The 24,445-nt window shown below is 39.2% G+C and carries 26 protein-coding genes; 12 read left to right on the forward strand and 14 right to left on the reverse strand.

What is annotated here, in order from left to right; translation table 11 throughout:
* Positions 1 to 312: 312 nt before the first annotated feature.
* The 3 genes from pspC to pspA all read right to left on the reverse strand — a co-directional run bounded on the left by pspC (position 313) and on the right by pspA (position 1,645).
* Positions 313 to 669 (reverse strand): envelope stress response membrane protein PspC, encoded by a 357-nt coding sequence (gene pspC / locus M1F26_RS10865; RefSeq protein ID WP_140170555.1) that lies wholly within the window; start codon positions 667 to 669, stop codon positions 313 to 315.
* Positions 669 to 899 carry an envelope stress response membrane protein PspB gene (pspB, locus tag M1F26_RS10870; RefSeq protein WP_004263897.1) on the reverse strand — a complete coding sequence of 77 codons (231 nt, stop codon included), beginning with the start codon at positions 897 to 899 and terminating at the stop codon, positions 669 to 671. Before pspB ends, pspC begins: the two co-directional genes overlap by 1 nt.
* An 80-nt stretch (positions 900 to 979) precedes the next feature.
* A complete protein-coding gene (gene pspA / locus M1F26_RS10875) occupies positions 980 to 1,645 on the reverse strand; it encodes a phage shock protein PspA (protein ID WP_004263893.1) in 666 nt (221 codons plus the stop codon).
* Between the two features lie 278 nt (positions 1,646 to 1,923).
* Here pspA and pspF point away from each other — a divergent pair, with 278 nt between their 5' ends.
* The 7 genes from pspF (at position 1,924) to sapF (ending at position 9,723) form a co-directional block, all read left to right on the forward strand.
* Positions 1,924 to 2,940, forward strand: coding sequence for a phage shock protein operon transcriptional activator (gene pspF / locus M1F26_RS10880; protein ID WP_140170556.1), 1,017 nt, complete (start codon positions 1,924 to 1,926; stop codon positions 2,938 to 2,940).
* A 489-nt stretch (positions 2,941 to 3,429) separates the two neighbouring features.
* On the forward strand, positions 3,430 to 4,035 hold the full coding sequence (locus M1F26_RS10885; protein WP_140170557.1) for a hypothetical protein: 606 nt from the start codon (positions 3,430 to 3,432) through the stop codon (positions 4,033 to 4,035).
* 364 nt (positions 4,036 to 4,399) lie between these two features.
* Positions 4,400 to 6,085, forward strand: coding sequence for an ABC transporter substrate-binding protein SapA (gene sapA, locus M1F26_RS10890; protein ID WP_094961772.1), 1,686 nt, complete (start codon positions 4,400 to 4,402; stop codon positions 6,083 to 6,085).
* Positions 6,082 to 7,047 carry a putrescine export ABC transporter permease SapB gene (gene sapB / locus M1F26_RS10895; RefSeq protein ID WP_094961771.1) on the forward strand — a complete coding sequence of 322 codons (966 nt, stop codon included), beginning with the start codon at positions 6,082 to 6,084 and terminating at the stop codon, positions 7,045 to 7,047. The genes sapA and sapB overlap by 4 nt, the downstream gene beginning before the upstream one ends.
* Positions 7,034 to 7,924 (forward strand): putrescine export ABC transporter permease SapC, encoded by an 891-nt coding sequence (gene sapC / locus M1F26_RS10900; RefSeq protein ID WP_140170558.1) that lies wholly within the window; start codon positions 7,034 to 7,036, stop codon positions 7,922 to 7,924. The genes sapB and sapC overlap by 14 nt, the downstream gene beginning before the upstream one ends.
* Entirely contained in the window at positions 7,924 to 8,919 is a 996-nt protein-coding gene (gene sapD, locus M1F26_RS10905; RefSeq protein WP_094961769.1) for a putrescine export ABC transporter ATP-binding protein SapD, read from the forward strand. The genes sapC and sapD overlap by 1 nt, the downstream gene beginning before the upstream one ends.
* Entirely contained in the window at positions 8,920 to 9,723 is an 804-nt protein-coding gene (gene sapF, locus M1F26_RS10910; protein ID WP_004263864.1) for a putrescine export ABC transporter ATP-binding protein SapF, read from the forward strand. It begins immediately after the preceding gene.
* A gap of 155 nt (positions 9,724 to 9,878) precedes the next feature.
* Here sapF and M1F26_RS20000 read toward each other — a convergent pair whose 3' ends face one another.
* From M1F26_RS20000 to iolE, 3 genes are all read right to left on the reverse strand, one after another.
* Positions 9,879 to 10,058, reverse strand: a complete 180-nt coding sequence (locus M1F26_RS20000) for a KR domain-containing protein (protein ID WP_140170895.1) — start codon at positions 10,056 to 10,058, stop codon at positions 9,879 to 9,881.
* Positions 10,059 to 10,163: 105 nt separating this feature from the next.
* Positions 10,164 to 11,333, reverse strand: coding sequence for a Gfo/Idh/MocA family protein (locus M1F26_RS10915; RefSeq protein WP_125890986.1), 1,170 nt, complete (start codon positions 11,331 to 11,333; stop codon positions 10,164 to 10,166).
* Positions 11,334 to 11,342: 9 nt separating this feature from the next.
* Positions 11,343 to 12,263, reverse strand: a complete 921-nt coding sequence (gene iolE, locus M1F26_RS10920) for a myo-inosose-2 dehydratase (protein WP_125890985.1) — start codon at positions 12,261 to 12,263, stop codon at positions 11,343 to 11,345.
* 120 nt (positions 12,264 to 12,383) lie between these two features.
* Here iolE and M1F26_RS10925 point away from each other — a divergent pair, with 120 nt between their 5' ends.
* Positions 12,384 to 13,409, forward strand: a complete 1,026-nt coding sequence (locus M1F26_RS10925) for a LacI family DNA-binding transcriptional regulator (RefSeq protein ID WP_140170559.1) — start codon at positions 12,384 to 12,386, stop codon at positions 13,407 to 13,409.
* Here M1F26_RS10925 and M1F26_RS10930 read toward each other — a convergent pair.
* A complete protein-coding gene (locus M1F26_RS10930) occupies positions 13,406 to 14,272 on the reverse strand; it encodes a DUF817 domain-containing protein (RefSeq protein WP_094961768.1) in 867 nt (288 codons plus the stop codon). The two genes, M1F26_RS10925 and M1F26_RS10930, sit on opposite strands and share 4 nt — an antisense overlap.
* A gap of 306 nt (positions 14,273 to 14,578) precedes the next feature.
* On the opposite strand from M1F26_RS10930, the gene gstA reads away from it, so the two are divergent.
* The gene (gene gstA / locus M1F26_RS10935; RefSeq protein WP_140170896.1) at positions 14,579 to 15,184 is read left to right on the forward strand and encodes a glutathione transferase GstA; all 606 of its coding nucleotides are present in this window, start codon (positions 14,579 to 14,581) and stop codon (positions 15,182 to 15,184) included.
* A 115-nt stretch (positions 15,185 to 15,299) separates the two neighbouring features.
* On the opposite strand, the gene pdxY is transcribed toward gstA, so the two are convergent.
* The 4 genes from pdxY to anmK form a co-directional block, all read right to left on the reverse strand.
* On the reverse strand, positions 15,300 to 16,163 hold the full coding sequence (pdxY, locus tag M1F26_RS10940) for a pyridoxal kinase PdxY (protein ID WP_140170560.1): 864 nt from the start codon (positions 16,161 to 16,163) through the stop codon (positions 15,300 to 15,302).
* Positions 16,164 to 16,397: 234 nt separating this feature from the next.
* Complete coding sequence (gene tyrS, locus M1F26_RS10945; protein WP_094961766.1) at positions 16,398 to 17,672, reverse strand: tyrosine--tRNA ligase; 1,275 nt, start codon at positions 17,670 to 17,672, stop codon at positions 16,398 to 16,400.
* A gap of 161 nt (positions 17,673 to 17,833) precedes the next feature.
* Positions 17,834 to 18,487, reverse strand: coding sequence for a pyridoxamine 5'-phosphate oxidase (gene pdxH / locus M1F26_RS10950; RefSeq protein ID WP_036958675.1), 654 nt, complete (start codon positions 18,485 to 18,487; stop codon positions 17,834 to 17,836).
* Positions 18,488 to 18,507: 20 nt separating this feature from the next.
* Positions 18,508 to 19,629 carry an anhydro-N-acetylmuramic acid kinase gene (gene anmK, locus M1F26_RS10955; protein WP_172412250.1) on the reverse strand — a complete coding sequence of 374 codons (1,122 nt, stop codon included), beginning with the start codon at positions 19,627 to 19,629 and terminating at the stop codon, positions 18,508 to 18,510.
* Between the two features lie 530 nt (positions 19,630 to 20,159).
* Between anmK and M1F26_RS10960 the strand changes: the two genes are divergently transcribed.
* Entirely contained in the window at positions 20,160 to 20,627 is a 468-nt protein-coding gene (locus M1F26_RS10960) for a glycine zipper 2TM domain-containing protein (RefSeq protein WP_036958672.1), read from the forward strand.
* Between the two features lie 436 nt (positions 20,628 to 21,063).
* On the opposite strand, the gene slyA is transcribed toward M1F26_RS10960, so the two are convergent.
* Both slyA and M1F26_RS10970 read right to left on the reverse strand, forming a co-directional pair.
* Complete coding sequence (gene slyA / locus M1F26_RS10965; RefSeq protein WP_094961765.1) at positions 21,064 to 21,498, reverse strand: transcriptional regulator SlyA; 435 nt, start codon at positions 21,496 to 21,498, stop codon at positions 21,064 to 21,066.
* Positions 21,499 to 22,033: 535 nt separating this feature from the next.
* Positions 22,034 to 22,273, reverse strand: coding sequence for a DUF1289 domain-containing protein (locus M1F26_RS10970; protein WP_004263835.1), 240 nt, complete (start codon positions 22,271 to 22,273; stop codon positions 22,034 to 22,036).
* Between the two features lie 168 nt (positions 22,274 to 22,441).
* On the opposite strand from M1F26_RS10970, the gene gloA reads away from it, so the two are divergent.
* The gene (gloA, locus tag M1F26_RS10975; protein ID WP_036958666.1) at positions 22,442 to 22,849 is read left to right on the forward strand and encodes a lactoylglutathione lyase; all 408 of its coding nucleotides are present in this window, start codon (positions 22,442 to 22,444) and stop codon (positions 22,847 to 22,849) included.
* Between the two features lie 144 nt (positions 22,850 to 22,993).
* Positions 22,994 to 23,638 carry a ribonuclease T gene (rnt, locus tag M1F26_RS10980; RefSeq protein WP_096863975.1) on the forward strand — a complete coding sequence of 215 codons (645 nt, stop codon included), beginning with the start codon at positions 22,994 to 22,996 and terminating at the stop codon, positions 23,636 to 23,638.
* Positions 23,639 to 23,742: 104 nt separating this feature from the next.
* Here the strand turns inward: rnt and M1F26_RS10985 are convergent, their stop codons facing one another.
* On the reverse strand, positions 23,743 to 24,090 hold the full coding sequence (locus M1F26_RS10985) for a Grx4 family monothiol glutaredoxin (RefSeq protein ID WP_004263827.1): 348 nt from the start codon (positions 24,088 to 24,090) through the stop codon (positions 23,743 to 23,745).
* Between the last annotated feature and the right edge of the window lie 355 nt (positions 24,091 to 24,445).

The raw sequence follows: 24,445 nt of genomic DNA on the forward strand, positions 1-24,445 counted from the left end.
CTCATTTTACGTCATATTGCGTTCTATAATTTAGCATAAAACAAATTGTATTAGGTTAACCGTTTAATTAGTACATTAAGCAACCATTTACTTGTCAATAACTTAATAAGTTTACCTATGAACCCTGCTGGGCCATACGTCATAAGCAACACTGCGGCGAATCGAATACCTTTTCGTAGCAAAAGTTTCTTTGCAAATTTTTTAATTCGATAACGAACGTTGTTTGCCATATTTCACTCACTTTTTTATCAAAAACAAAAGGGATTTGGTTTTGAAACCTAATCCCTTGTCATGTGATGGCGATACGATTTATTATAGATTTCGAAATTTACTGTTTACTGTATAAGTATCTGATGTAACGTATCTTTCAATCTGGCGTAGCTTCATTTCACCTGATTTTAATTGTGTATCGATTTGGTTAATAAGACTACTGACTTCTGGGCCAATATCTTGCTGTGAACGGTAGCCACTTGGTGCCGTTTCTACGACAAAGCACATCACGATATACAAAATCAAAGTAATACCAAAACTGACAAATAGAGCCAATACGGCTAATGCTCTAACCAAAGCAACTGGAAGTTCTAAATACTCAGCAATACCCGAACACACACCACCGAACACACGTCTATCCGTTAAACGGTAAAGTTTGCGGTCGCGAAATTGAGTCATTATTTTTGCCTCCAATTTGGGTGTTCTGCATCCAAAATATCTTCAAGCGTTTTAATGCGTTGCTGCATCTGTGATGCTTGTTCTGCTAATTGCATCAAACGTTGTACTTCATTTTCAGTTAGCTGACTCCCCTGCCCACTATTTTTTTTGCTGTAATGAAGCCACAGCCAAATAGGCAGAATAAAAATGAGAAAAATGATTAATACGAGAGACAGAAAAACGTAGCCCATCACATATCCTTATACATATGGTTAACCTATCTATGGCACTGATACGATATTACTAACGTACCAGTGCATCAAAATAACTGTTACTGATCTTTATTAATTTTAGCTTTAAGTGCCGCTAATTGCGCACTTATTTCGTCGTCTGCTTTTAACTCTGCAAACTGCTGATCCAGTGATTTTTGTTTACCAATACCATAACTTTGGGCTTCACCTTCCATATGGTCTATACGACGTTCAAACTGTTCAAAACGCGCCATTGCTTCATCCAGTTTGCCACTATCCAATTGGCGACGTACATTACGACTAGATTGTGCGGCTTCCATACGAACAACCATTGATTGCTGTTTCGCACGAGTTTCTTGCAATTTGTTTTCTAATTCAGTGATTTCACCTTTCAAGCGAGTCAAGGTTTCATCAACAATAATCAGCTCGTGTTTTAAGGTATCGACCATTGCACTCACTTTTTGCTTTTCAATCAGTGCCGCACGCGCTAAATCTTCTTTATCTTTCACCAGCGCTAATTCTGCTTTTTCTTGCCAATCAGCAACTTGTTTTTCGCCCATCTCAATGCGGCGTTCTAAACCTTTCTTTTCTGCTAAAGTACGTGCTGATGTTGACCGGATTTCAACTAACATATCTTCCATTTCTTGAATCATCAGACGGATCATTTTTTGCGGATCTTCTGCTTTGTCTAACAAAGAAGCGATGTTTGCATTAATGATATCGGCAAAACGTGAAAAAATACCCATTGTTTATATCCCCTTGATGGATTTAATCATTCTGTAGCGCCTCGACCTGATTTGGCTTCCAACCCATACCTGACGCTCCGTAAGTCTAACAACAATTCGCATGTTGCTGTATTTAGCTACTGCTGTTACATATTTTAAATAGCAATTGGCGTGCCAACTTTTAAATTAATTCATATTGATATGATTTTAAAGAGAATAATTATAAGCTTCCCCTGAAAATCATTTTAGTCTATAGTTCAAATACAGGCATTTTAAACCAACTATTGGCGAAAAAAACCATGAAAGAAACCAATGAACCTATTCTTGGCGTTTCAAGTAATTTTCTCGATGTACTCGAACAAGCCTCTGAACTCGCACAGCTCAATAAACCTGTTCTAGTTATCGGTGAACGCGGTACGGGGAAAGAGCTTATCGCAGATAGACTCCATTACCTTTCCCCTCGCTGGCAAGAAGCTTTTATCTCTCTCAATTGCAGCGGACTCAATGAGAATTTGCTGGATTCTGAATTATTTGGACATGAAGCGGGGTCTTTTACGGGAGCCCAAAAACGCCATCAAGGGCGCTTTGAACGAGCTGACAAAGGTTCTCTTTTTCTTGACGAACTCGCGACTGCACCTATGTCAGTTCAAGAGAAACTCCTGCGTGTCATTGAATATGGCGAGCTTGAACGTGTCGGTGGAAGCCAAGCTTTACACGTAGATGTGCGTTTAATCTGTGCCACAAATGCCAATTTACCCGAACTCGCCAAACAAGGTCGTTTTCGAGCCGACCTCTTAGATAGACTGGCTTTTGATGTTATTCGCCTTCCCCCATTACGAGAACGACAACCTGATATATTATTATTAGCAGAGCATTTTGCTATTTTAATGTGTGGTGAATTAAAACGTTCGCACTTTACAGGTTTTACACGACATGCCCAGCAAGCCCTGCAAAACTACCCATGGCCAGGTAATGTACGCGAATTAAAAAATGTCATTGAACGTTCAATATACCGCCATGGAAACCGTGCTGAACCCGTTGATAATATTATTTTCAATCCATTTGGTGAAAAACTTGCTGAGCTACATGAATCACCAAGCCCCCAACCCATACCGCCTTCCCAACAATCAAATACCATTTTACCTTCACTACCTTGTGACTTACGCCAGTGGCAACAACAATCTGAAAAAGCGCTATTAGAACAAGCGCTAGCAGATTGTCATTTTAATCAGCGTAAAGCAGCACAACGGTTATCTCTAAGTTATGACCAACTGCGTGGTTTAATTAAAAAACATCAAATAAATATTGAAATTTAATAGCCTATTAGTTCAAACAATCCAAATTTATTGTTTGAACTAATACAATATACTTAGAGATACAAAATTTAAATTTGAAAATCGTGGGCTTTATTATTACTAAATGTTTTCAATTTCACATTGCACTTTTAAATATTACTTATCACTTAATTACTAACAGCATCAGTAAAAAACCAAATAAAATAAAAACAATAAATAACAATTAGTTAAAAGATAACTTCATCATAAAAAATTAAGCCAAATTACACTAAAAACCATTTTACCCCCCACAAAAAAAGTGATAATTAGTAATTTCCACTAGCTATTATATAAAAAATATAATTTTCTTTAGCACGTTTAGTTAATTATATATAGATAGATAATTCTATTTTAATATGATTAATGCTGTTTTATTATTTGTATTTACACCTTGTCATATTTAACTACTGTGCGAAATATATTTATATGATATCTCTATTAATATAATTCTTATTATATGAGGAGCCTATTATGAAAAATATAAATGTACTAGCGATCACCTTTTTTCTTCTAGGGTTATCTCCGACGGTTAATGCGCAATCATTGATGAAAACATTTTCTTACTGTGATGCCGCTTTCTTCAAGAAAATAAAAGATGACCCTGTTTTAAACGATATTTCTAATGTATTGAAAAATAATAAGTTAGATACCGATGAACAAGTTTCTGTTGATCTCAATTTTTCACCAACCGGTATTGTGACTTTTAACCGTTTTTTTGTTAGTCATAGTAATTTTGATAAATATGATGGCTTCGCCTATTTAGGTTTGCGTGGTCAATACTATTTTTGGGGATTTGAAACTACACAAAGTCTTGAAGAGGTTGTCCGCTATACTTCATCAAGGATTGCGATTATAAAGGTGGGAAATACTTATATCTACTCACCGATGATCCGCCATAATTTGCAAAGTAAATGGGTATTCAACGAACACGCAACGCAAGATTACAACTTGGAACCAAATGCTGCTGAGAAAATGCTGATTATTGAAAAGGACGAGCAAAGAGGTGTTGTTCGTTTCTTATGCACCCTCCAAGGCAACGTAACCGATGAAGACCTACATTATGTGGGTTTAAAATAATAGCTAGAAATTATGCTAAACAAGCTCATTTATTTTGTAGAAAAAAAAGCCAGCACCCAAGCTGGCTATTAAGTAAAACACTGGAAGCAATGTGAGCAATGTCATGCCTTGTCTACATAAGCACTCGGCTTAAGTGACAAAACGAATGATAATCGTTATCAGTGTCATTTGTAAAGCTTTTTAATGAGATTTTTTCTCATTAAGACATACTTCAATGATTAATATAATAATTTAAGTTGATTATTATATTAACATCATCCCTTTTAGCTTAATTTTCATACGTTATGAGGCTAAATTTTGCTTATACCCTGTATCCCCATTTTTACGCTACAATAGGTCAATTCTCGTTAACGATGTCAGTGGTATGCGCCTATTAACTGTTTGGTTTTTATTTATCATTTCTGTGTCTGCACAAGCGCTTAATAACCAAGAGCGCTTTACCGATATTGTGGCTAACGAGGTCCCTGCAGATATACGCCAAAAAGGCTTTATTTACTGTGTAAATGGGGTCGTTACCACGTTTAACCCACAATTAGTTAGTAGTGGGCTAATTGTCGACCCTCTCGGTGCTCAAATTTATGATCGGCTATTAGATGTTGATCCGTTCACTTATCGCTTGGTTCCTGAACTGGCTGCTAGATGGGAAGTTTTAGATAACGGTGCAACTTACCGTTTATACTTGCGCAAAGATGTAAAATTCCAAAATACAACTTGGTTTACACCTACGCGCAATATGAATGCTGATGATGTTGTGTTCAGCTTTTCCCGCATGTTTGAGGTGAATCACCCTTATCACTACATCAATGGGGGGCATTACCCTTATTTCGATAGCTTACAGTTCGCCAACAGCGTGCAAAGCATACGTAAAATTAATAACCATACAGTGGAGTTTCGTTTGAACTCTCCTGATGCGTCTTTTTTATGGCATTTGGCGACACATTATGCTCCTATTCTTTCATCCGAATATGCCGATTTCCTTTCAAGCATAAATCGCCAAGAGCTGATCGATTGGCGACCAATTGGTACGGGGCCATTTCATTTAGATGACTACCAAGCAGGGCAATTCGTTAGACTTCTTAGAAATGACAATTATTGGAAGGGCTTGCCTCGTATGGAAGAAGTGGTTGTTGACATGGGAGCAGGTGGAACTGGCCGTATTTCAAAATTACTCACTGGGGAATGTGACGTTTTAGCTTACCCTGCCGCAAGCCAGTTAAAGGTATTACGCGATGACCCGCGTTTACGAATTTCTATGCGTTCTGGGATGAATATTGCCTACCTCGCATTTAACACCAGCAAGCCGCCATTAGATAAGCTAAAAGTACGCCAAGCAATTGCGTATGCAATTAATAATGAACGTCTAATGCAATCAATTTATTACGGCACGGCAGAAACAGCTGCATCTATTTTACCAAGAGCATCATGGGCTTATGACAATCAAGCAAAGATCACCGATTATAATCCCGAACTTTCTAAGCAAATGCTCAAAGAGATGGGATTAGAAAATCTAAAACTAGATTTATGGGTACCAATCGCCTCCCAATCATATAACCCAAGCCCACTTAAGATGGCAGAGCTTATCCAAGCTGATTTAGCGCAGGTCGGTATTGTGATGAATATCCGTTCTGTCGAAGGCCGTTTCCAAGAAAACCAATTAATGGATAGAAGCCATGATATGACATTAGCGGGTTGGACAACTGACAGTAATGACCCAGACAGTTTTTTCCGTCCGCTACTGAGTTGTGCAGCAATTGGTTCCCAAACCAATTTAAGCCATTGGTGTAACCCTGCCTTTGATGAAATCTTACATAAGGCACTATTGACACAGCAATTAGCCGCACGTATAGATTATTACCACCAAGCACAGCAAATTTTAGGAGAAGATTTACCCGTCTTACCCCTCGCCTATTCTTTACGTTTACAGGCCTACCGCTATGATATAAAAGGCCTAATGATCAGTGCGTTTGGTAATACCTCATTTGCTGGCGTGTATCGTGAAATGGAGCAGCCTGAAAAAGTTTCTCCGAAAAAACAGAGGCAGAAACCATGATTATTTATTCACTGCGTCGTTTTTTACTTTTATTAGTCACGGTGTTCTTCTTATCGCTAGTCAGCTTTAGTTTAAGCTATTTTACGCCTAATGCACCTCTGAGCGGCGCATCACTTATCGATGCCTATATTTTTTATTTTGAAGGCTTACTCCATTTTGATTTTGGTGTTTCAAGTATCAACGGGGAACCCATAACCGAACAATTAAGGGACACATTCCCTGCAACCATGGAGTTATGCATTTTAGCGTTTATTTTTGCTTTAACGACAGGTATACCACTCGGCATCATTGCTGCATTTTGGCGTAACAAGCCTGCAGATATTGCTATCAGTGTCTTTGCTTTATTAGGATTTTCTGTCCCTGTATTTGTACTTGCACTGGTTTTAACTCTCTTTTTCTCATTACATCTAGGATGGCTTCCTGTATCTGGCCGAATTGACCTATTATATAATTTAAAAACGGTGACTGGCTTTGCCTTGGTTGATGCATGGCTTTCTGACTCCCCCTATCGTAAAGATATGATTATCAATGTACTTGAGCACATGGTGTTACCTGTCCTCACTTTAGCACTCGCACCAACAACCGAGGTTATTCGGTTAGTACGTAATAGCACCGAAGAAATCGCCAGTGAAAATTATATCAAAGCAGCCGCTATTCGAGGGCTTTCACGGATTAAAATCATTCGCCGCCATATTTTTCATAATGCTATTCCACCGATTATTCCTAAGCTTGGCTTACAGTTTTCTACGATGTTAACACTGACCATGGTCACTGAACTCGTTTTTAACTGGCCGGGGCTTGGTCGTTGGTTGGTTACAGCAATCCGCCAAGAAGACTACTCTGCGATTTCTGCTGGGGTGATGCTAATTGGTGCGCTCGTGATTACTGTAAATGTGCTGTCTGATATTTTAGGTGCCATGATGGACCCATTAAAACATAAGGATTGGTATGTCCTCAGATAATTTTTATCGTGAACAAAAAATGCCATCCCCAACTCGAGTGGTATGGAATATCTTCTCATCAGATGTAACCTCTATGGTGGGGTTTGTTGGTGTGTTGGTTTTATTAATTTTATGTTTTGTTGGCTCTTATCTGGCACCTTATGCACTAGATCAACAGTTTCTAGGTTACCAATTAACGCCGCCGTCTTGGTCTCATTATGGCGAAGTGGCATTCTTCTTTGGTACAGACGATCTGGGCCGTGATATTCTAAGTCGGCTATTGATTGGTACTAAATCGACATTTGGTGCCGCTATTTTAGTCACACTGATTGCGACACTTATTGGATTAGTTCTCGGCTGCTTAGCTGGGATGACTCGCGGGTTAAAATCTGCAATTTTTAACCATATACTCGATACGTTACTGTCAATTCCTTCCTTATTACTGGCAATTATTGTTGTCGCCTTTATGGGCGCTAGCCTACAAAATGCAATGCTAGCTATTTGCCTTGCATTAATTCCACGAATGGTAAGAACTATCTATGTCGCTGTACATGATGAGTTAGATAAAGAATACATCGTTGCCGCACGCCTTGATGGCGCTTCAAACATTTTTATTTTATGGTATACCGTACTTCCTAACATTACCCCTATTCTCGTCACTGAACTGGCTCGAGCACTTTCTATCGCTATTTTAGATATTGCTGCTTTAGGTTTTCTTGATTTAGGTGCACAACTTCCCTCTTCTGAATGGGGTGCTATGCTAGGTGATACTTTAGAGCTTATCTATGTGGCTCCTTGGACGGTTATCTTGCCAGGTGCTGCCATCATGATAAGCGTGCTTTTTGTTAACCTTTTAGGTGACGGGTTACATCGTGCCATCAACGCGGGGGTTGAATAATGCCACTTCTAGACATCCGCAATTTAACTATCGAATTTATGACTGCAAATGGCCCCGTCAAAGCGGTTGACCGCGTTTCAATGACGCTATCTGAGGGGGAAATAAGAGGTTTAGTTGGCGAGTCAGGTTCTGGAAAAAGCCTTATTGCAAAAGCTATCTGTGGCGTGACTAAAGATAATATTCGAGTAAAAGCTGACCGTTTTCGCTTTCAAGACATTGACTTACTAAAACTCAGCCCACGTAAACGCCGCAAACTAATTGGCCATAATATCTCGATGATATTTCAAGAGCCACAATCTTGTCTCGACCCAGCTGCTGATATTGGTAAACAGCTTATCCAAGCTATCCCAGGGTGGACTTATAAAGGCCGCTGGTGGCAACGTTTTAATTGGCGTAAACGTCGTGCGATAGAGCTATTGCACCGTGTGGGGATAAAAGATCATAAAGATATCATGCGCAGTTATCCTTATGAATTAACCGATGGTGAATGTCAAAAAGTCATGATAGCGATTGCCATCGCTAACCAACCCCGGTTATTAATCGCTGATGAACCTACCAATGCTATGGAGTCAACTACTCAGGCTCAAATTTTCCGGTTATTGGATAAATTAAACCAAAACAATAATATGGGAATTTTACTCATTAGCCATGATATGGAAATGATGTCGAAACTTGTTGATCGCATCAATGTACTCTATTGCGGGCAAACAGTGGAAAGCGCAACTCCTGAGGATATTCTACAACGGCCACGCCACCCCTATACTCAAGCACTAATCCGCTCAATCCCTGATTTTGAAAGCCCTCTTCCCCATAAAGGGCGGTTAAATACGCTACCTGGTGCAATTCCTTCACTTGAACATTTGCCCATTGGTTGTCGCCTTGGACCTCGTTGCCCCTATGCACAACGAACTTGCATCAACGCGCCACAATTACGCAATATTAAAGGCCATCTCGTTGCTTGCCATTACCCGCTAAACACCGAGGAACAACCCTAAATGGAAACCTTACTTGAAGTCCGTAATCTCACAAAAACTTTCCGTTTTCGTGAAGGGTTATTTCATCGACACGAATTACAAGCCGTCAAACCCGTTAGCTTTAACTTACAGGCAGGCCAAACATTAGCTATTATTGGCGCCAATGGCTCAGGAAAATCAACCCTTGCGCGAATGTTATCAGGCGTTGTAGAACCCACCAGCGGCGATATTTTCATTCGTGGACAACGCCTGAATTTTGGCGATTATAGCTACCGTTGCCAGCGTATTCGCATGATTTTCCAAGATCCAAGTACATCCCTAAACCCAAGGCAGCGTATTGGTCAAACCCTTGAGCTCCCTTTAAAATTAAACACTGACTTAACTGGCATAGAACGTGAAAGGCGTATTATTCAAACGCTTCGCCAAGTCGGGTTACTCGCCGACCACGCTGAATATTATCCACACATGTTAGCATCTGGGCAAAAACAACGTATTGCATTGGCAAGAGCACTTATTCTACAACCCGAAATTATTATTGCTGATGAAGCGTTAGCTTCGTTAGACATGTCCATGCGCTCGCAAATCATCAACTTAATGTTAGATTTACAAGCAAAACAAGATATTGCATTTATCTATGTTACCCAGCACTTGGGGATGATGAAACACGTCAGCGATAAAATGCTTGTCATGGATAAAGGCGAAGTTGTTGAGCGTGGTAATACCGCAGAAGTTTTAGCCGCCCCTCTCCACGACGTTACCCGCCGGTTAATTGAAAGTCACTTCGGTGAACCCTTGTCGATTGATGCTTGGCGGCAAGACTTGTAATGCATAGCAAGAATTAAAAGCATCCAGAACGTAAAGAGGAGCAGCGTATCAATCTGCCCTCTCTATTTTTTATCTAGCGACCAACTTATTCTGGATAAGCCCCTGTTATATTTTGATCGTAATCCACTAAACTCCCCGTCATCACACCCGCGTCATCACTTAGCATATATATCGACTAATGCCAGACATTCATCAGCACACTGTAAGTCAATTGAGATAAACAAAGTTTCACAGTCCAAAGCATGTAACTCTTCCACCGCCTTCTCACCCTTTTGCGAGTCGCGACCAGCGAGAATGATACGCCGACAGCCCTCATGAACTAACTGTTTAGCAATGGAAAACCCTACACCTTATGCCCCACCGGTTATCAACGCCACGCTTTCATTATGTCTATATGATAATACAGACATATCATTCTCCTTATCCTATCAACATGATGATTATTTAATCGAAACCACACCCCCACGGTTCGATGAGTGGATCATCGCATCAATGATTTTTTGATTTTCATAGCCAAAGGTAAAATCAGGGAAACAAGGCTGATTACTCACCAATCCTTTAATTAAGTCATAAATTTCAATAACTTTAATGTCAAAATAGCCTAATCCCCCCCCCGCAAAGTCAAAACCAAAGAACCCAGCGAACGAATCAACCTGTGAACCTGCATAAATAGTTTTGAAACCACGATCATGATTAGAGTCACTATAACGGGCAATTTTTAGCTCATTAAATCGTTCACCATCCATAATAATGGTGCCTTCAGTTCCAGATACCTCCCAAGCAATACCAAATACTTTACCCGCAGAGATACGAGATGATTCAATCACTCCCGCCGCTTGATTCGTAAAACGGACTAATGCTTGAAACTGGTCATCATTTTCAACCCGTTTTTTCACTGACTGACTGCTAGCGGTGGCACCATAACCTGAGCCTTGCCCGGCTTCTGGCCGCTCGCTAATAAATGTTTGCTCCTGCCCTATTACACTCGCGACAGGCCCCATCAAATATTGGGCAACACTTACCACGTGAGAGCCTAAATCACCTAATGAACCAGAACCTGCCAACTCTCGTGAACAACGCCAGCTCCAAGGCAAATTGGGATCATTGAAAAAACCTTGGTCAAACCAACCACGAAACCGGGTCAGCTCACCAATCTCACCGCGTTCAATCATTTGTTTTGCTAATTGCGCGGCTGGTGTTTTGATATTGTTGAAGGCCATGATCGTCTTCACATTTGCCTTACGTGCTTCTTCTACTAAAATATGTGCTTCTTCAAGGCTAACAGTGAGTGGTTTTTCACAGTACACATGTTTACCTGCATGAATAGCAGCTAGAGCCATATCAAAGTGCATGTTATTTGGTGTTGTAATGTCAACAATATCAATCTCTGGATGGTGCACCATTTCACGCCAATCTGCGGTCCAATGAGCAAATCCAAAACGTTTTGCGGCTTGTTCTGCTATCGATGCTGTTGCGTCAGCCAAAGTATGTAGTACAGGTTTTAAGGGTAAGTCTGCATATAACAAGCCTGCACGGCGCCATGCATCTGCATGTGCTTGCCCCATAAACCCTGAACCAATTAACCCTACATTGAGTGTTTTCGTCGCCATAATCATTCCTTAATTTCGAGTTAAAATGTGTTGAGTCACGTATTGATAAGCACGCGCTACCGTTTCATAAGGCGGTGCCATTTGTGGGTTTTGTTCTGCTTCAACTACAATCCAGCCTTGGTAACCGGATCCGTGTAAAAATGTCGCTAAAGGCTGGTAGTCAATACAACCATCTCCCGGGATAGTAAACATGCCTCTACGCACACCATCATTGAAACCTTGTTGGTCAGTTTGTACTTTCTGTAAGACTTCCTTACGCACATCTTTCAAGTGGATATGGCAAATCCGAGAAGCAAACTCATTGATAAGATATTGATAATTAAAACCGGCAGCGGCAGCATGACCCGTATCTAACAATAAGCCGACCTCTTCGCCACATTGGCTAATAATGCTGTGGATCTCATCAAAACTTTCGGCGACCATCATTAAATGGTGGTGATAAGCAAGGTATAAGCCATAGCGTTGATACAGTTGCTGGGAAAATGAAGTGAGTTTCTGCGCATAGCTTTTACGCTGTTCAACAGGTAACAGACGTCTATTAGAAAATGGAATATCGAGAGCATTATCTGCCATCCAGCCACACTCACCATAAACCATGACCTGACAACCGCACGCCTGTAACAGCTTTGCGTGTGCCTCCACGGCATTCAATTCATCTTCAACGCTCCTTTCAGTCAAAAAGCCATCGAACCAACCAGAAATTAAACTGAGTTGATATCTCTGCAATAGTTGCGTTAACTGAGCGGGTCCACGCGGAAAAATTCGGCTCATTTCAACTCCCTGATAACCTGCCTGCCTCGCTTGTGACAAACATTGTTCTGCAGATACTCCCATGCCAAACTCAGGTAAAACCTCATTAACCCACGATAATGGGCTTACCCCTATCTGTAGCTGAGCTTGACCTGTCGCGTAAAATTGTTTGTGATTCATCACCCATTCCTCCCCATCAATGATTGCTTAATAAGTTAATTGATGGTGTTTTGTTAATCGAATGGATAATTGAAGGTTTTCCTTCAAATTTTGAAGCTTTCACATCAACAGGAGAGATAGATGAGTAGGAAAACAACTTTACAACAGGTCGCGGAGGCAGCTGGTGTAAGTTTAAGTACTGTTGACCGTGTATTAAACCAACGCGGTGGCGTTAATCCCAAAAAACAAGCAAAAGTATTAGAATGGGCACATCGACTCAATATTGACCGAACGTTGTTTCGTAGCTACATGCCGATTTTACGTGTTGCGGTGCTAATGCAATCGCCTAAAAACCCTTTTTATAAAGGTTTACGCGATGCTTTTACCGATGCCAGCACTCAGCTACCTGAAAGGCGAATACATTTTTTCTTGCATTATTTAGATGTCAACGATACGGCTAAAACCGTTGAACAGGTGATGCAAATTCCCAAGTCTTATGATGCGCTCGTGGTTATTAGTCCACAATATGACGCGCTTGTTCATGTCTTACGTAAAATTGCCAATTTGATCCCTATTTTAACGCTAGCAACAGATATACCAAATTGTGGACGAATAGCCTATATTGGTCCTGATAACCGCCAAATGGGACGCACCGCAGGGGAGTTAATGGGGCGCTTCATGGGTTCACAAGGGGGTGACGTTGTGATTGTGTTAGGCCTAAATGAGTTTATTGGCCAAGGCGAACGAGAGATTGGTTTTCGCAACGTATTACGTGAACGTTTCCCTCAATGCTCCGTAACTCGCTGCTTAGAAAGCGAAGAAAACAGTATTAAGGCGGGTGAAATGGTACGCGATGTGCTACGAAAAGAACCCTCTATTCGAGGGATTTATAATGTCACATCTGGAAATTCACAAATTGCCAGTGCATTACAAATTATGGGATTACATAATGTAGTGACATTGATCACTCATGAGTTATCAGATAGACGCATACAAATGTTACGTGAAGGCGTCATCGATGCTATTTTAGATCAAAACCCTCAACTGGAAGTTCGCCGCGTAATGGATATCCTAAGTGATCATTTTAAACGCGACAAAATACAAATACCTATCGATGGCTTTACCCGTTTTGATATTTACATTCGCGAAAACTGCCCCCAATATTAACGTGCTATCGTCACATTGGCTTTAATATGTTTAAGGTGAACGACTATCGTAAATGTGACAATCACCAACAGTGACCATGCTCCCCACTTACCTGCATGTACCATTGACCAAGCACCAATTTGGTTTGGATACTGCCAAACACCAAAAAATGTCCCAAAATTCTCAGCTAGCCAAATAAAAAAACCAATTAGCATAAATGCAAGTAATAATGGCATTTTTCGCTCTTTATCTAGCGGAGTGTAAAAAACCATACTGCGCGCATACAACCCCATAATAAACGTCGCTAAATACCAACGATAGTCATCAATATAATGGTGGCTAAAAAAATTAATATAAATAGCCAGTGCGACCAGTGTCGCCATCCAATAAGGTGGATAGTGTTCAATTCTGACTTTAAAAAATCGCCAAGATTGAATGATATAGCTCCCTACGGCGGCATACATAAAACCAGTAAATAGAGGAACTCCCCAAAGCTTCGTATAGGCCTCATCGGGATATTGCCAAGAACCTATCGTTGCTGAAGTTTTAAATAGCTCCATCATAAAACCGACTAAATGGAAAACACAAATAGCCTTTAATTCATCCCAAGTTTCTAACTTTGACCACACTAACAAAGCTTGAAAAGCAACGGCAAAAATTAGTAACAGGTCATAGCGAGGAATACCTATTAATCCTTTAGCTGGGACTAAGAATAGTGCCAAAAAGAAAAAACCAGCGAATAAACAAGAACGAGCATTAATTAAACCGAAAAACCAAAACTCTAATAGAAAGCGTTTAATTCCATGGCTATTATTCGGCTGGTGAGCCATTAAAATTTGGTCTAACTTTCCTAAAAAATTCAATTTCTGACACAAGCTGGTCATCTATTCACTCACCTATTCTTTTATTATTCGGTTTGTTTTCTTTCCGAAGATTAGGCGAGGAGTTTAGCAAAATCGAATTACTCTACATAAGGTAACTATCTTAAATTTATGCATTTTTATTATTTATAGCTTTAATCACTAGATTTACACTACCTATTAATATTGACGACACTTTCCATCCAATTATGGGTTTTATTGTTTAACTCGCACCTGATGGCAATTCGTTAATAGAAAGTAATGATATACTTAAGCAATATGTGTTTATTTGCTATATGAATGCCAACTCAACAATTTAGGAGTTTTATGATGAAATTATATTACGCTCCCGGTGCTTGCTCACTTTCTCCTCACATCATTCTGCGTGAAACAGGTTTAGATTTCAGTATTGAACGAGTAAATATAAAAGAGAAAAAAACCGAGAAAGGTGAAGACTTTTTAGCAATAAACCCAAAAGGACAAGTACCCACTTTAGTGTTAGATAATGGCGAACAACTCACAGAAGGTGCTGTAATTGCCCAATATATTGCGGACCAAAAACCGGATCGTAACCTAATCGCACTTCCTGGTTCTATGAAACGTTATCACCAATTAGAAGCTTTAAACTTTATTTCGACAGAACTACATAAAAATTTCTCACCTTTATTCACTCCAGGAACACCAGAAGAGTATAAAGATACTGTCCGTAATGTATTGTTTAATAAGTTTGCGTATGTTGATAACGTGCTCGCTAAACAGGCTTTCTTTGCTGGAGATACTTTTAGTGTCGCAGATGCCTATTTATTCACTGTGAGTAATTGGGCAAAACACGTTGGGCTCGATTTGACTAGCCTGACCCACCTGCAAGATTACAGTGCTAAAATAGCTAAACGCCCTAATGTTCAAGATGCATTAAAAGCGGAAGGACTAATCTAATCTGTAAAATAGCACGCTTTCAGTAGTGCGCTGTAAGGTTGTTGATAAAGCGGGAAAAAACATAGTTTTTCCCGCTTTATGTTATCAACTAAAATTTTATCAGCTGAAAAGCAGCTTAATCTAATTGTGTTGCACAGAAGTTATGTTCTGGGTTAACCATTTTGTCTTGAGTAGCGACGAGTTGTAATTCGTACTCCCCCATCTCTTTGGTTTTTATCATCACTTCATATACTGCAGCAGCAACGTGCTCTAACCCCTTATCTAAAGGCTCACCTTTCAATAAGTTAACCAACATTAAACCACTGGTCAAGTCACCAACACCTACAGGTTGTTTTTCACCAAAGTCAACAAGAGGACGGCTAACATGCCAACTGTGTTCTGCTGTTACAAGGATCATTTCAAAACGATCTGCGCGATACCCTGCTCGGCTTAAATGTTTAACAAGAACGATTTTAGGGCCTTTGTGACACAATTCACGTGCAGCTTGGGTAGCTTCTTCAACATTTTTAATTGTTCTACCCGTTAATGTTTCTAATTCTAGTAAATTTGGTGCGATAACATCACTCGCGGCCAATGCACGCTCACAAAGGAATTCAGCAACTCCCGGAGCAACAATACAGCCTTTCTCCGGATGCCCCATTACTGGATCACAAAAATAGAGGGCTTGCGGATTAGCTACTTTGACCCTTTCCACGATATCAAGAATATCATTTCCTTGCTCAGCTGAACCGATATAACCGCTTAATACAGCATCACAAATTTCTAATTTATGGATTTTAGCTAAACCATCAATGATGTCGGTTAAGTGTTGTGCGGGAAAAACACTTCCGGTCCATTGTGAATACTGTGTATGATTCGAAAACTGTACGGTATTGAGTGGCCACACATCTACGCCCATTCGGCACATAGGAAATGCGGCAGCACTGTTTCCTGCATGGCCGAAAACAACATGGGATTGAATTGATAATACGCTTTTCATTGAAAACCCAAAGAATTGTTATGTCGAATGAAGAGAAATCAGTGATTATCCGTTGCTAATATGGATATACTCCAAATAATTCTAATTACATGTAAGCGGCTTGAGAAAATAGCTCGAATTATATACATCGATATATAATTCGAAGAGCATAACACAATTAACACTCATGCAACTTGAAGTATGACGAGTATAGCCCGGAAAATTCCGGGCTGATATTACAAAGGTTAGTCAGAGCTATTTCCAATTAATTAAACAGTCGTTTTTCTTACCACGACGGATCAAGGTATAACGACCAAACAGGCGATCTGCGTCAGAGAACACATACATTGGCTCTGTTTGTTTTTGGCCATTAATTGATACCGCGTTAGAACTAATTGCCGTTCTTGCTTGCCCACGAGAAGGCACTAACTCTGAATCAACTAAAGCTTGCTGTAAATCCGCACCTGCTTCCAAAGTGATACAAGGCATGCCATCTTGAGCCAATTGCTCAAAATCAGCTTCAGTTAAATCAGATACTGCACCAGAGAATAAGCTTTCTGTAATACGTTTCGCTGCTGCTAACCCTTCTTCGCCATGTACCAGTTTAGTGACTAACTCCGCTAATACATATTGAGCTCGAGGTGCCTTTCCACTGTTTTTATCTTCTTCTTCTAGCGCATTGATTTCATCTAGTTCCATGAATGTGAAGAATTTTAAGAAGCGATAAACATCCGCATCTGCAGTGTTGATCCAGAACTGATAGAATTTATACTGGCTGGTTTTCTTGGAGTCTAACCAAACTGCACCACCTTCAGTTTTACCAAATTTAGTGCCATCTGCTTTAGTAATCAGAGGAACCGTCATACCAAATACTTGGTTTTGGTGTAAGCGACGTGTTAAATCGATACCGGAAGTAATGTTACCCCATTGGTCAGAGCCACCAATTTGCAGCTCTACACCCATCTCTTTGTTCATATTTGCGAAGTCATAACCTTGTAAAAGGTTATAAGCAAACTCAGTAAAAGAGATACCAACGTCATCACGATTTAAACGTTGCTTAACAGACTCACGGTTAATCATTTGGTTAACCGAAAAATGTTTACCAATATCGCGCAAGAAAGTCAGCACATCCATTTTGCCAAACCAATCATAATTATTAGCAAGGCGTGCACTGTTATCACCACAATCAAAGCTTAAAAACGGTGAAACTTGGTTACGGATTTTTTCTACCCACTCTTGAACGGTTTCTGTGGTGTTTAATTTACGCTCAGTAGCTTTAAAGCTCGGGTCGCCAATAAGGCCCGTTGCACCACCGACCAACGCCACAGGCTTGTGCCCGGCTAGTTGGAATCGTTTTAAACACAGCAAAGGAACCAGATGTCCCAAATGCAAGCTATCAGCGGTAGGATCGAAGCCACAATAGAGAGAGATAGGGCCCTGCGCCAGTCTCTCTGCTAACGCATCCTCATCCGTTACCTGGGCAACGAGGCCCCGCTCTTGCAATTGTTTAATCAGGTTATTGCTAGACATCAATGACTCCATCAGTTGTATTTTGTCTATCTATTTTGGTTTGAATGACCAGTAAGTTTGAGAGGCTTATCAAAAACTCACCAGTGTAATTTGTCAATTTACTTAAATGAGGCTATAGCATAAAGCGCATATCAATTAAGCGCCAGCTAAAAAACATGATCCTAAGGGGCTAATCTATCAATTTTCCAGCCATCACCTTCTCGCTGGTATAAAAAACGGTCGTGCAAACGGTGTGCACCGCCTTGCCAAAATTCAACACTATTAAATACCACTCGATATCCCCCCCAAAAACTAGGCAATGGGACGTCACCGTTCTTAAATTTTTGTTTTAGTTCTAAAAATTTCCCTTCTAAAATACCACGCGCTGAAATTTTAGAAGACTGTGCTGATGCCCATGCTGCAATTTGGCTATCTTTCGGCCTACTATGAAAATATTTTACAACTTCAATAGGGTTTAAACGCTCAGCAACCCCAGTGAAATTGACTTGGCGCTCTAATGGGTACCATGGGAAATGCAGGCTAATTTTATTATTTTTTTCTAAATGCTGTGCTTTTCGGCTACCTAAATTGGTATAAAATACAAGGCCTTTATCATCAAAATGTTTTAAAAGTACAATACGCTGGTAGGGTTGCCCGGTTTCATCCACAGTAGCAACACACATTGCTGTTGGGTCACTCAAGCGAGCTTCACACGCCTGCTTCATCCAGAGTTCGAAAAGCGTCAGTGGGTTTGGCGTTAAGTCATTACGTCTTAACCCACCTTTTGTGTATTCACGACGTACCGATGCAAGATCTATTTCACCTAGCTCGTTCATTTTTATGTCCTTTACCACAGTTATTTTTTATCGGTATTTTTAGGGTATATTGCCCCAAGCACAGTCTCTTTACTTGCCCCAGTAACAGAGGCTAAATTTCCAGGAAGACCAGATACCGTTCTAGCAGCTAGCCATGCAAAAGCCAAGGCTTCCATGTCATCACCACTTAAACCAAATTTATCACTTGGTGCCACTTCAATTCCCGGAAGCAAGGCTGCCATCCGTTGCATTAGAAAAGTATTCTTTGCCCCTCCACCACATACTATTAAGCGCTCACAACCGCCACACAGTAATACTTGTTCTGCGATAGAAGCTGCGGTTAATTCGCACAGAGTGGCTTGAACATCGTCAGCTGAAATTGATGGAAAATGAACTAAATGCTGCTCTAACCATTGTGTGTTGAAATACTCACGCCCCGTACTTTTCGGTGATGAACGTCTAAAGTATGGGTCACTTAGCATCGCTTTTAGTAATGCATGATCAACTTGACCTCGACTTGCCCATTCACCGTCTTTATCATATGCCTGTTGCTTTATACGCCAGCTCCACGTATCCATTAACATATTTCCCGGCCCTGTGTCATAACCCTTAACATAGGCACCAGGTAATAAAGCTGTGACATTAGCTATTCCACCAATATTTAGTACAATTCGTTTTTCTGTAGGGTGACCTAAAACAGCTAAGTGAAATGCAGGAACTAAAGGTGCTCCCTGTCCCCCATAAGCCATATCTCTTCGGCGAAAATCACCTACCGTCGCGATCCCTGTTAAAGCGGCAATACGGTTGTTGTCACCTAACTGCATAGTAAAAGGCTGTTCGCCATCGGGCTCATGCCAAACAGTTTGCCCATGGCAACCGATAGCAATGATATCTTCAGATGTTAAACCAGTTTGAATAAGAAGTTGGTTTACCGCATCTGCATATAAAGAGCCTAACTCTCGATCAATTTTACCAACCTCTGATAGCGTTGTTGTTTGCCCTTGGCATATATCTAAAATTCTTTTTTTTAATTCAATGGGAAATGCAACACTCAAACTGGATTGCTCTGCGACAAATTTGTCACTAATTGCGGCAAGAACGACATCAACACCATCTAGGCTAGTTCCTGACATAACCCCTATGTAACGACCTGATTTCATCATTATTCTTGTTCCTTCAGAGTGCACATTAACTTTACAACGCTCAGCTACAAAAGATTGTGCTTTGATGACAAATTTTGTCAACAATTCGATGCGATTTCTCGGAGCGCTTCGCAGGAATAATAAATAAATGCTCTAAAACTAAAAATTGCTAGACAACCCAACTAAAAAGACGTTTTGTAATATCTGAAACTTTCATTTTCAATATAATGATACATAATACATTTATCAGCTTAGCAATACTGTTTAGTATTTCAGCTAAAGTTTTAACGACTATTCTTTTAGCAACTGGTGCGAAATGATGCTCATAAGCTGACTACCCTATATGAATATTTAACAAAGAGTGCCTTATTGAATGAAATCATCTCGAATTTGAGATATTTTACCTAGTGTTTACACTCTATTTAAATCAAAATCGGTAATCTAACCATCGCTTTTTAATATCATTATTTTGATACTTGTTGTGTTTATGGTGAAAACAAATATACGATGCTATGTTAGTGCCACAGACAGCAAATCTCATAGGAGTTCTTATGCTTAAGAAAGTTTTTGTAGGTGTTGTAGCAGTTGCAGCTTTATCAGGCTGTGTCAATACCAGTACGCTTTCTGGTGATACTATTTCAGCCAAGGATGCGAAACAGGTACAGACTGTGACTTATGGTACTGTTCTGAATGCTCGCCCTGTGACTATTCAAGCTGGTGAAGACGGTAACGTGATTGGTGCAATTGGTGGTGCTGTTCTTGGTGGGTTATTAGGTAACACCATCGGTGGTGGTACAGGTAACACATTAGCAACTGCCGCAGGTGCTATTGCAGGTGGTTTAGCTGGTCAGGAAGCTCAAGGCGCATTAAATAGAAGCCAAGGTGTTCAATTAGAAATCCGCCTCGATAGCGGTAAAAACATTGTTGTTGTTCAAAAACAAGACCCAAGCACCTTCCGTAATGGCCAACGTGTTATGATTGCGAATAGCGGAAATACTGTTACTGTGTCTCCTCGGTAATCATACAGTACTAAATTAGGCATGCTCACCGGCCATGGCCGGTGAGCATTACTTACAAATAGTATTGCTGAATGATATCGTTACTTTATGGTAGATAATCATGTTTTTTATTTATTGTGCATGGCTTTTGAATGACACAATTTCTTGTTTACATATAAATGCCTTGCATTCAAATCAATAAATTTATTTTAGCCTATCTCCTTTAATAAAGTATTTATTAGTATCTACCGATAAATTAGCTAGCTAACAATTAAAAATGAAGGTATCACAGCGAAAAAATAATTAATAGTCTTAACTATATTTCATAATAATAATGATTTAATGAAAATTATAACCACGTGTAATTACTATTTCATTAAAAAATCATATACTAAATTATTTTAAATACAAATTTAATAATTAATATGTCATTCATTAGCTAGGCATATTTTTTACATCAAGAGTCATTTTGTAGCCTCAAGATATTTTTTTCAAGTTTCATAAGTAACTGTGATAGTTGGTAAAGCTCATCTTTACTAATGTTGTTCAGTATTTCTATACGCGTATTATTTATGACTTGGTCTACCGTTTTAATAAAGGGTTCAGACTCTTCCGTTAATTTTATTCTTTTAGCTCTCCTATCATTTGTACAAGTATGTCTAGAAATCAATTTTTTTTCCTCTAATTGATCTAGAGTCCTTACTAATGAAGGCTGTTCAATACCAATCGCTTTCGCTAACTGTATTTGAGATTGCTCAGGTGGTAGTTGACTTATATTATGCAATGTAACCCAATGTGTCTGTGTAAGCTTAAGAGGCTTCAAACGATAGTCGATTAATGCTCTCCACATGCGAACAACACGTGATAACTCTGTCCCAATTTGTGATTCCAATTTACCCTCCTTTATATAATTATAATGTCTAAAAAATATACCGTCCTCATATTATTTTTTGAATTATATATTAATTTCCTTTTATATTTACAGCTTTTTATTTATACATTAGCTATTAAATACCTATTCCTAGTTATAGTAGCTGTTTTATTATGCGATATATCTCTAATTAATACATCACTGATTCATCCATTATCTCAATCTAGGATTAATCAGATAACCTATCAATTATCTTATTAATAAGAATAGCCGCACTCTCCTTTTTGATCTATCTATTTTAGCTCTTATAGTAGCCATGAATAACAATAAAAAAAGTAACGCCAAATAACTCTTTAAAAAACAAATAAATATAGTTAATCTTAAAATCATGTTAATTACAGTCATTTTGATTCAACCTATACCTATTTTGAATAAATAAAATTTTATTGAAATATAAACCAAGAAATAAATATTTTGCTAACAATTCAACCTGAATTAGTTTACATTAGAAATAAAACATTTGATTTATTTTTATGATTATATTTAAAACTGTGAACTAAAAGAGTTGTTGTTGTGTATCTATGATTTTTTCTTGTTCTGTTTTTTTATTTAATATTCTTAAATAACGTTGACGACATAAACGAAGTACATTTCGTTTTTCAGTATCAGAGAATTTTAGCCAATTAAAACGCTCATCACGAGTGCGATAGCAACCTCGACAATAGCCTTGTTCATTACTTTGGCAAATACCACGGCAAGGGCTGGGGATCTCAAAAAATTCAAGTTGTTCCGCCATAAGTTTCCCCTTCAAAAGAAAAAATCACTGATAAATGTATGATATACTCCTGAAAATGAGTATTACCATTATTTGTTCAAAAAACAAACTGTAATCATTGTATTTATTAATTTAAGCACGTTATATTAATAAGTAAATCGATTCAGGCTGATTCTAAGAGGTTTAAAAATGCGCTTACTCCATACTATGTTACGTGTTACTGATATGCAGCGTTCTATTGATTTTTACACGAAAGTGTTAGGCATGCGTTTATTAAGAACTAGTGAAAATACAGAGTATAAATATTCTCTCGCATTTGTTGGCTACAGCGATGAAAGTGAAGGCGCTGTAATCGAGTTGACCTATAACTGGGGGGTTGACCAATACGATATGGGTAACGCATATGGTCATATCGCCTTGGGCGTCGATGATGTTGCAAAAACATGCGATGATATACGTAGTGCAGGAGGTAACGTAACACGTGAAGCCGGCCCTGTTAAAGGTGGAACAACAGTGATTGCTTTTGTTGAAGACCCTGATGGCTATAAGATTGAGTTGATCGAAAACAAAAGCGCAAGTAAAGGGTTAGGCCATTAATTAACTATATAATTTAAAAGTACTATATAGTTTAAAGTTTAGGTGCCAAATCTAGCGCCTAAACTTTTATCACTGTTTACCTGCAAATTTTTACTGGTTTTGGCATAATGTTACCTAACCAGAAAACTAAAATTGAAAGTCCTAATGTCTGAAAAAAACAATCCAAATGCCCTAGTGAACCGTTTCAGGGGATACTATCCTGTCGTTATTGATGTTGAAACAGGCGGGTTCAATGCTAAAACTGACGGCCTGTTAGAGATTGCTGCCATCACCTTAAAAATGGATAAAGACGGCTGGCTCTCCATGGATGAAACATTACATTTTCATGTAGAACCTTTTGAAGGTGCTAATCTTGAGCCATCTGCTCTTGCCTTCACAGGGATTGATCCAACAAACCCTCTACGCGGTGCTGTTAGTGAATATGAGGCTCTTCATGCGATATTCAAAGTCATTCGCAAAGGAATGAAAAATACAGATTGCAATCGTGCAATTATTGTCGCTCATAATGCAAATTTTGATCACAGTTTTGTGATGAATGCAGCCGAACGAGCAGGTTTAAAACGTAATCCTTTCCATCCATTTGCAACCTTCGATACTGCGGCACTGAGCGGCTTAGTATTCGGTCAAACAATTCTAGCAAAAGCTTGTGTTTCCGCAGGTATTCCATTTGATGGTAAACAAGCTCATGGCGCACTGTATGACACCAATCGAACGGCTCTGCTATTTTGTGAGATCGTTAATAAATGGAAAAAGCTGGGTGGTTGGCCAATTATTGAAGAACCCCAATAATTTTTTAATTAATCGCTATTACATAAAAAAACCGTGTTTGATAAAAAGTAATAAGTGCTTTCATCAAATACGGTTTTTACGTTTTTATTTATTTATGGCTTAATTTAGTCTGTGCTAGCTTCATCTGCTGGACGATACTTATCAGCAGTTTCTTTAATTAGAGATTGGAGCTCACCACGCTGGAACATTTCCATGATGATATCACAGCCACCGACCAGCTCACCGTCAACCCATAGTTGAGGAAACGTTGGCCAATTTGCGTATTTTGGCAATTCAGCACGGATATCTGGGTTTTGTAAGATATCGACATATGCAAAACGCTCACCACAAGAAGACAGAGCTTGTACTGCTTGAGCAGAAAAACCACAGCTCGGAAGTTTAGGAGAGCCTTTCATATATAATAAAATTGGGTTTTCTTTAATTTGGCGCTCAATTCTTTCAATAGTTGTCATTTTTAACTTCCTTAAAACAAAGATGCAGGTTTTGCAGTCAGCCGGTAACTGAGAGTCTACCGCAACTTAACAGAATACATTGACTGATATAATAGGAAACTGAATTGTTTCATACAATATGCCAGTTTTATAGGGGCATTACTATAGCATTCCAAAAAACAAAAAGGCACCTTTTCTATCTTCTCTCTACTTAAGTCAAACAAGTAGCTATTTCTAGATAAAAACCGAAACTTAATATCTTTAGATTTTTCGATTACAATATCTATATGATTTTTATGTGTAATATCTCTATTTATTTGTTAACATCTTAGTAACACTATTACCTTTATCTTTGTATGGTTTATCGTGTTATCAT

The organism is Providencia sp. PROV048, assembly GCF_033688165.1.
GTDB classification, from domain to species: Bacteria; Pseudomonadota; Gammaproteobacteria; order Enterobacterales; family Enterobacteriaceae; genus Providencia; species Providencia hangzhouensis.

Bases quoted from the DNA above. Each gene is read 5' to 3' on its own strand.
- M1F26_RS10970 (WP_004263835.1), bottom strand. From the start codon at position 22,273: ATGGCGGAACAACTTGAATTTTTTGAGATCCCCAGCCCTTGCCGTGGT.
- gstA (WP_140170896.1), top strand. From the start codon at position 14,579: ATGAAATTATATTACGCTCCCGGTGCTTGCTCACTTTCTCCTCACATC.
- pdxY (WP_140170560.1), bottom strand. From the start codon at position 16,163: ATGAAAAGCGTATTATCAATTCAATCCCATGTTGTTTTCGGCCATGCA.
- pspC (WP_140170555.1), bottom strand. From the start codon at position 669: ATGACTCAATTTCGCGACCGCAAACTTTACCGTTTAACGGATAGACGT.
- rnt (WP_096863975.1), top strand. From the start codon at position 22,994: ATGTCTGAAAAAAACAATCCAAATGCCCTAGTGAACCGTTTCAGGGGA.
- M1F26_RS10925 (WP_140170559.1), top strand. From the start codon at position 12,384: ATGAGTAGGAAAACAACTTTACAACAGGTCGCGGAGGCAGCTGGTGTA.
- gloA (WP_036958666.1), top strand. From the start codon at position 22,442: ATGCGCTTACTCCATACTATGTTACGTGTTACTGATATGCAGCGTTCT.
- M1F26_RS10960 (WP_036958672.1), top strand. From the start codon at position 20,160: ATGCTTAAGAAAGTTTTTGTAGGTGTTGTAGCAGTTGCAGCTTTATCA.
- sapC (WP_140170558.1), top strand. From the start codon at position 7,034: ATGTCCTCAGATAATTTTTATCGTGAACAAAAAATGCCATCCCCAACT.
- sapB (WP_094961771.1), top strand. From the start codon at position 6,082: ATGATTATTTATTCACTGCGTCGTTTTTTACTTTTATTAGTCACGGTG.
- iolE (WP_125890985.1), bottom strand. From the start codon at position 12,263: ATGAATCACAAACAATTTTACGCGACAGGTCAAGCTCAGCTACAGATA.
- pspA (WP_004263893.1), bottom strand. From the start codon at position 1,645: ATGGGTATTTTTTCACGTTTTGCCGATATCATTAATGCAAACATCGCT.
- anmK (WP_172412250.1), bottom strand. From the start codon at position 19,629: ATGATGAAATCAGGTCGTTACATAGGGGTTATGTCAGGAACTAGCCTA.
- M1F26_RS10930 (WP_094961768.1), bottom strand. From the start codon at position 14,272: ATGACCAGCTTGTGTCAGAAATTGAATTTTTTAGGAAAGTTAGACCAA.
- sapD (WP_094961769.1), top strand. From the start codon at position 7,924: ATGCCACTTCTAGACATCCGCAATTTAACTATCGAATTTATGACTGCA.
- M1F26_RS10915 (WP_125890986.1), bottom strand. From the start codon at position 11,333: ATGGCGACGAAAACACTCAATGTAGGGTTAATTGGTTCAGGGTTTATG.
- M1F26_RS10885 (WP_140170557.1), top strand. From the start codon at position 3,430: ATGAAAAATATAAATGTACTAGCGATCACCTTTTTTCTTCTAGGGTTA.
- pspF (WP_140170556.1), top strand. From the start codon at position 1,924: ATGAAAGAAACCAATGAACCTATTCTTGGCGTTTCAAGTAATTTTCTC.
- tyrS (WP_094961766.1), bottom strand. From the start codon at position 17,672: ATGTCTAGCAATAACCTGATTAAACAATTGCAAGAGCGGGGCCTCGTT.
- sapF (WP_004263864.1), top strand. From the start codon at position 8,920: ATGGAAACCTTACTTGAAGTCCGTAATCTCACAAAAACTTTCCGTTTT.
- sapA (WP_094961772.1), top strand. From the start codon at position 4,400: ATGCGCCTATTAACTGTTTGGTTTTTATTTATCATTTCTGTGTCTGCA.
- M1F26_RS10985 (WP_004263827.1), bottom strand. From the start codon at position 24,090: ATGACAACTATTGAAAGAATTGAGCGCCAAATTAAAGAAAACCCAATT.
- pspB (WP_004263897.1), bottom strand. From the start codon at position 899: ATGGGCTACGTTTTTCTGTCTCTCGTATTAATCATTTTTCTCATTTTT.
- pdxH (WP_036958675.1), bottom strand. From the start codon at position 18,487: ATGAACGAGCTAGGTGAAATAGATCTTGCATCGGTACGTCGTGAATAC.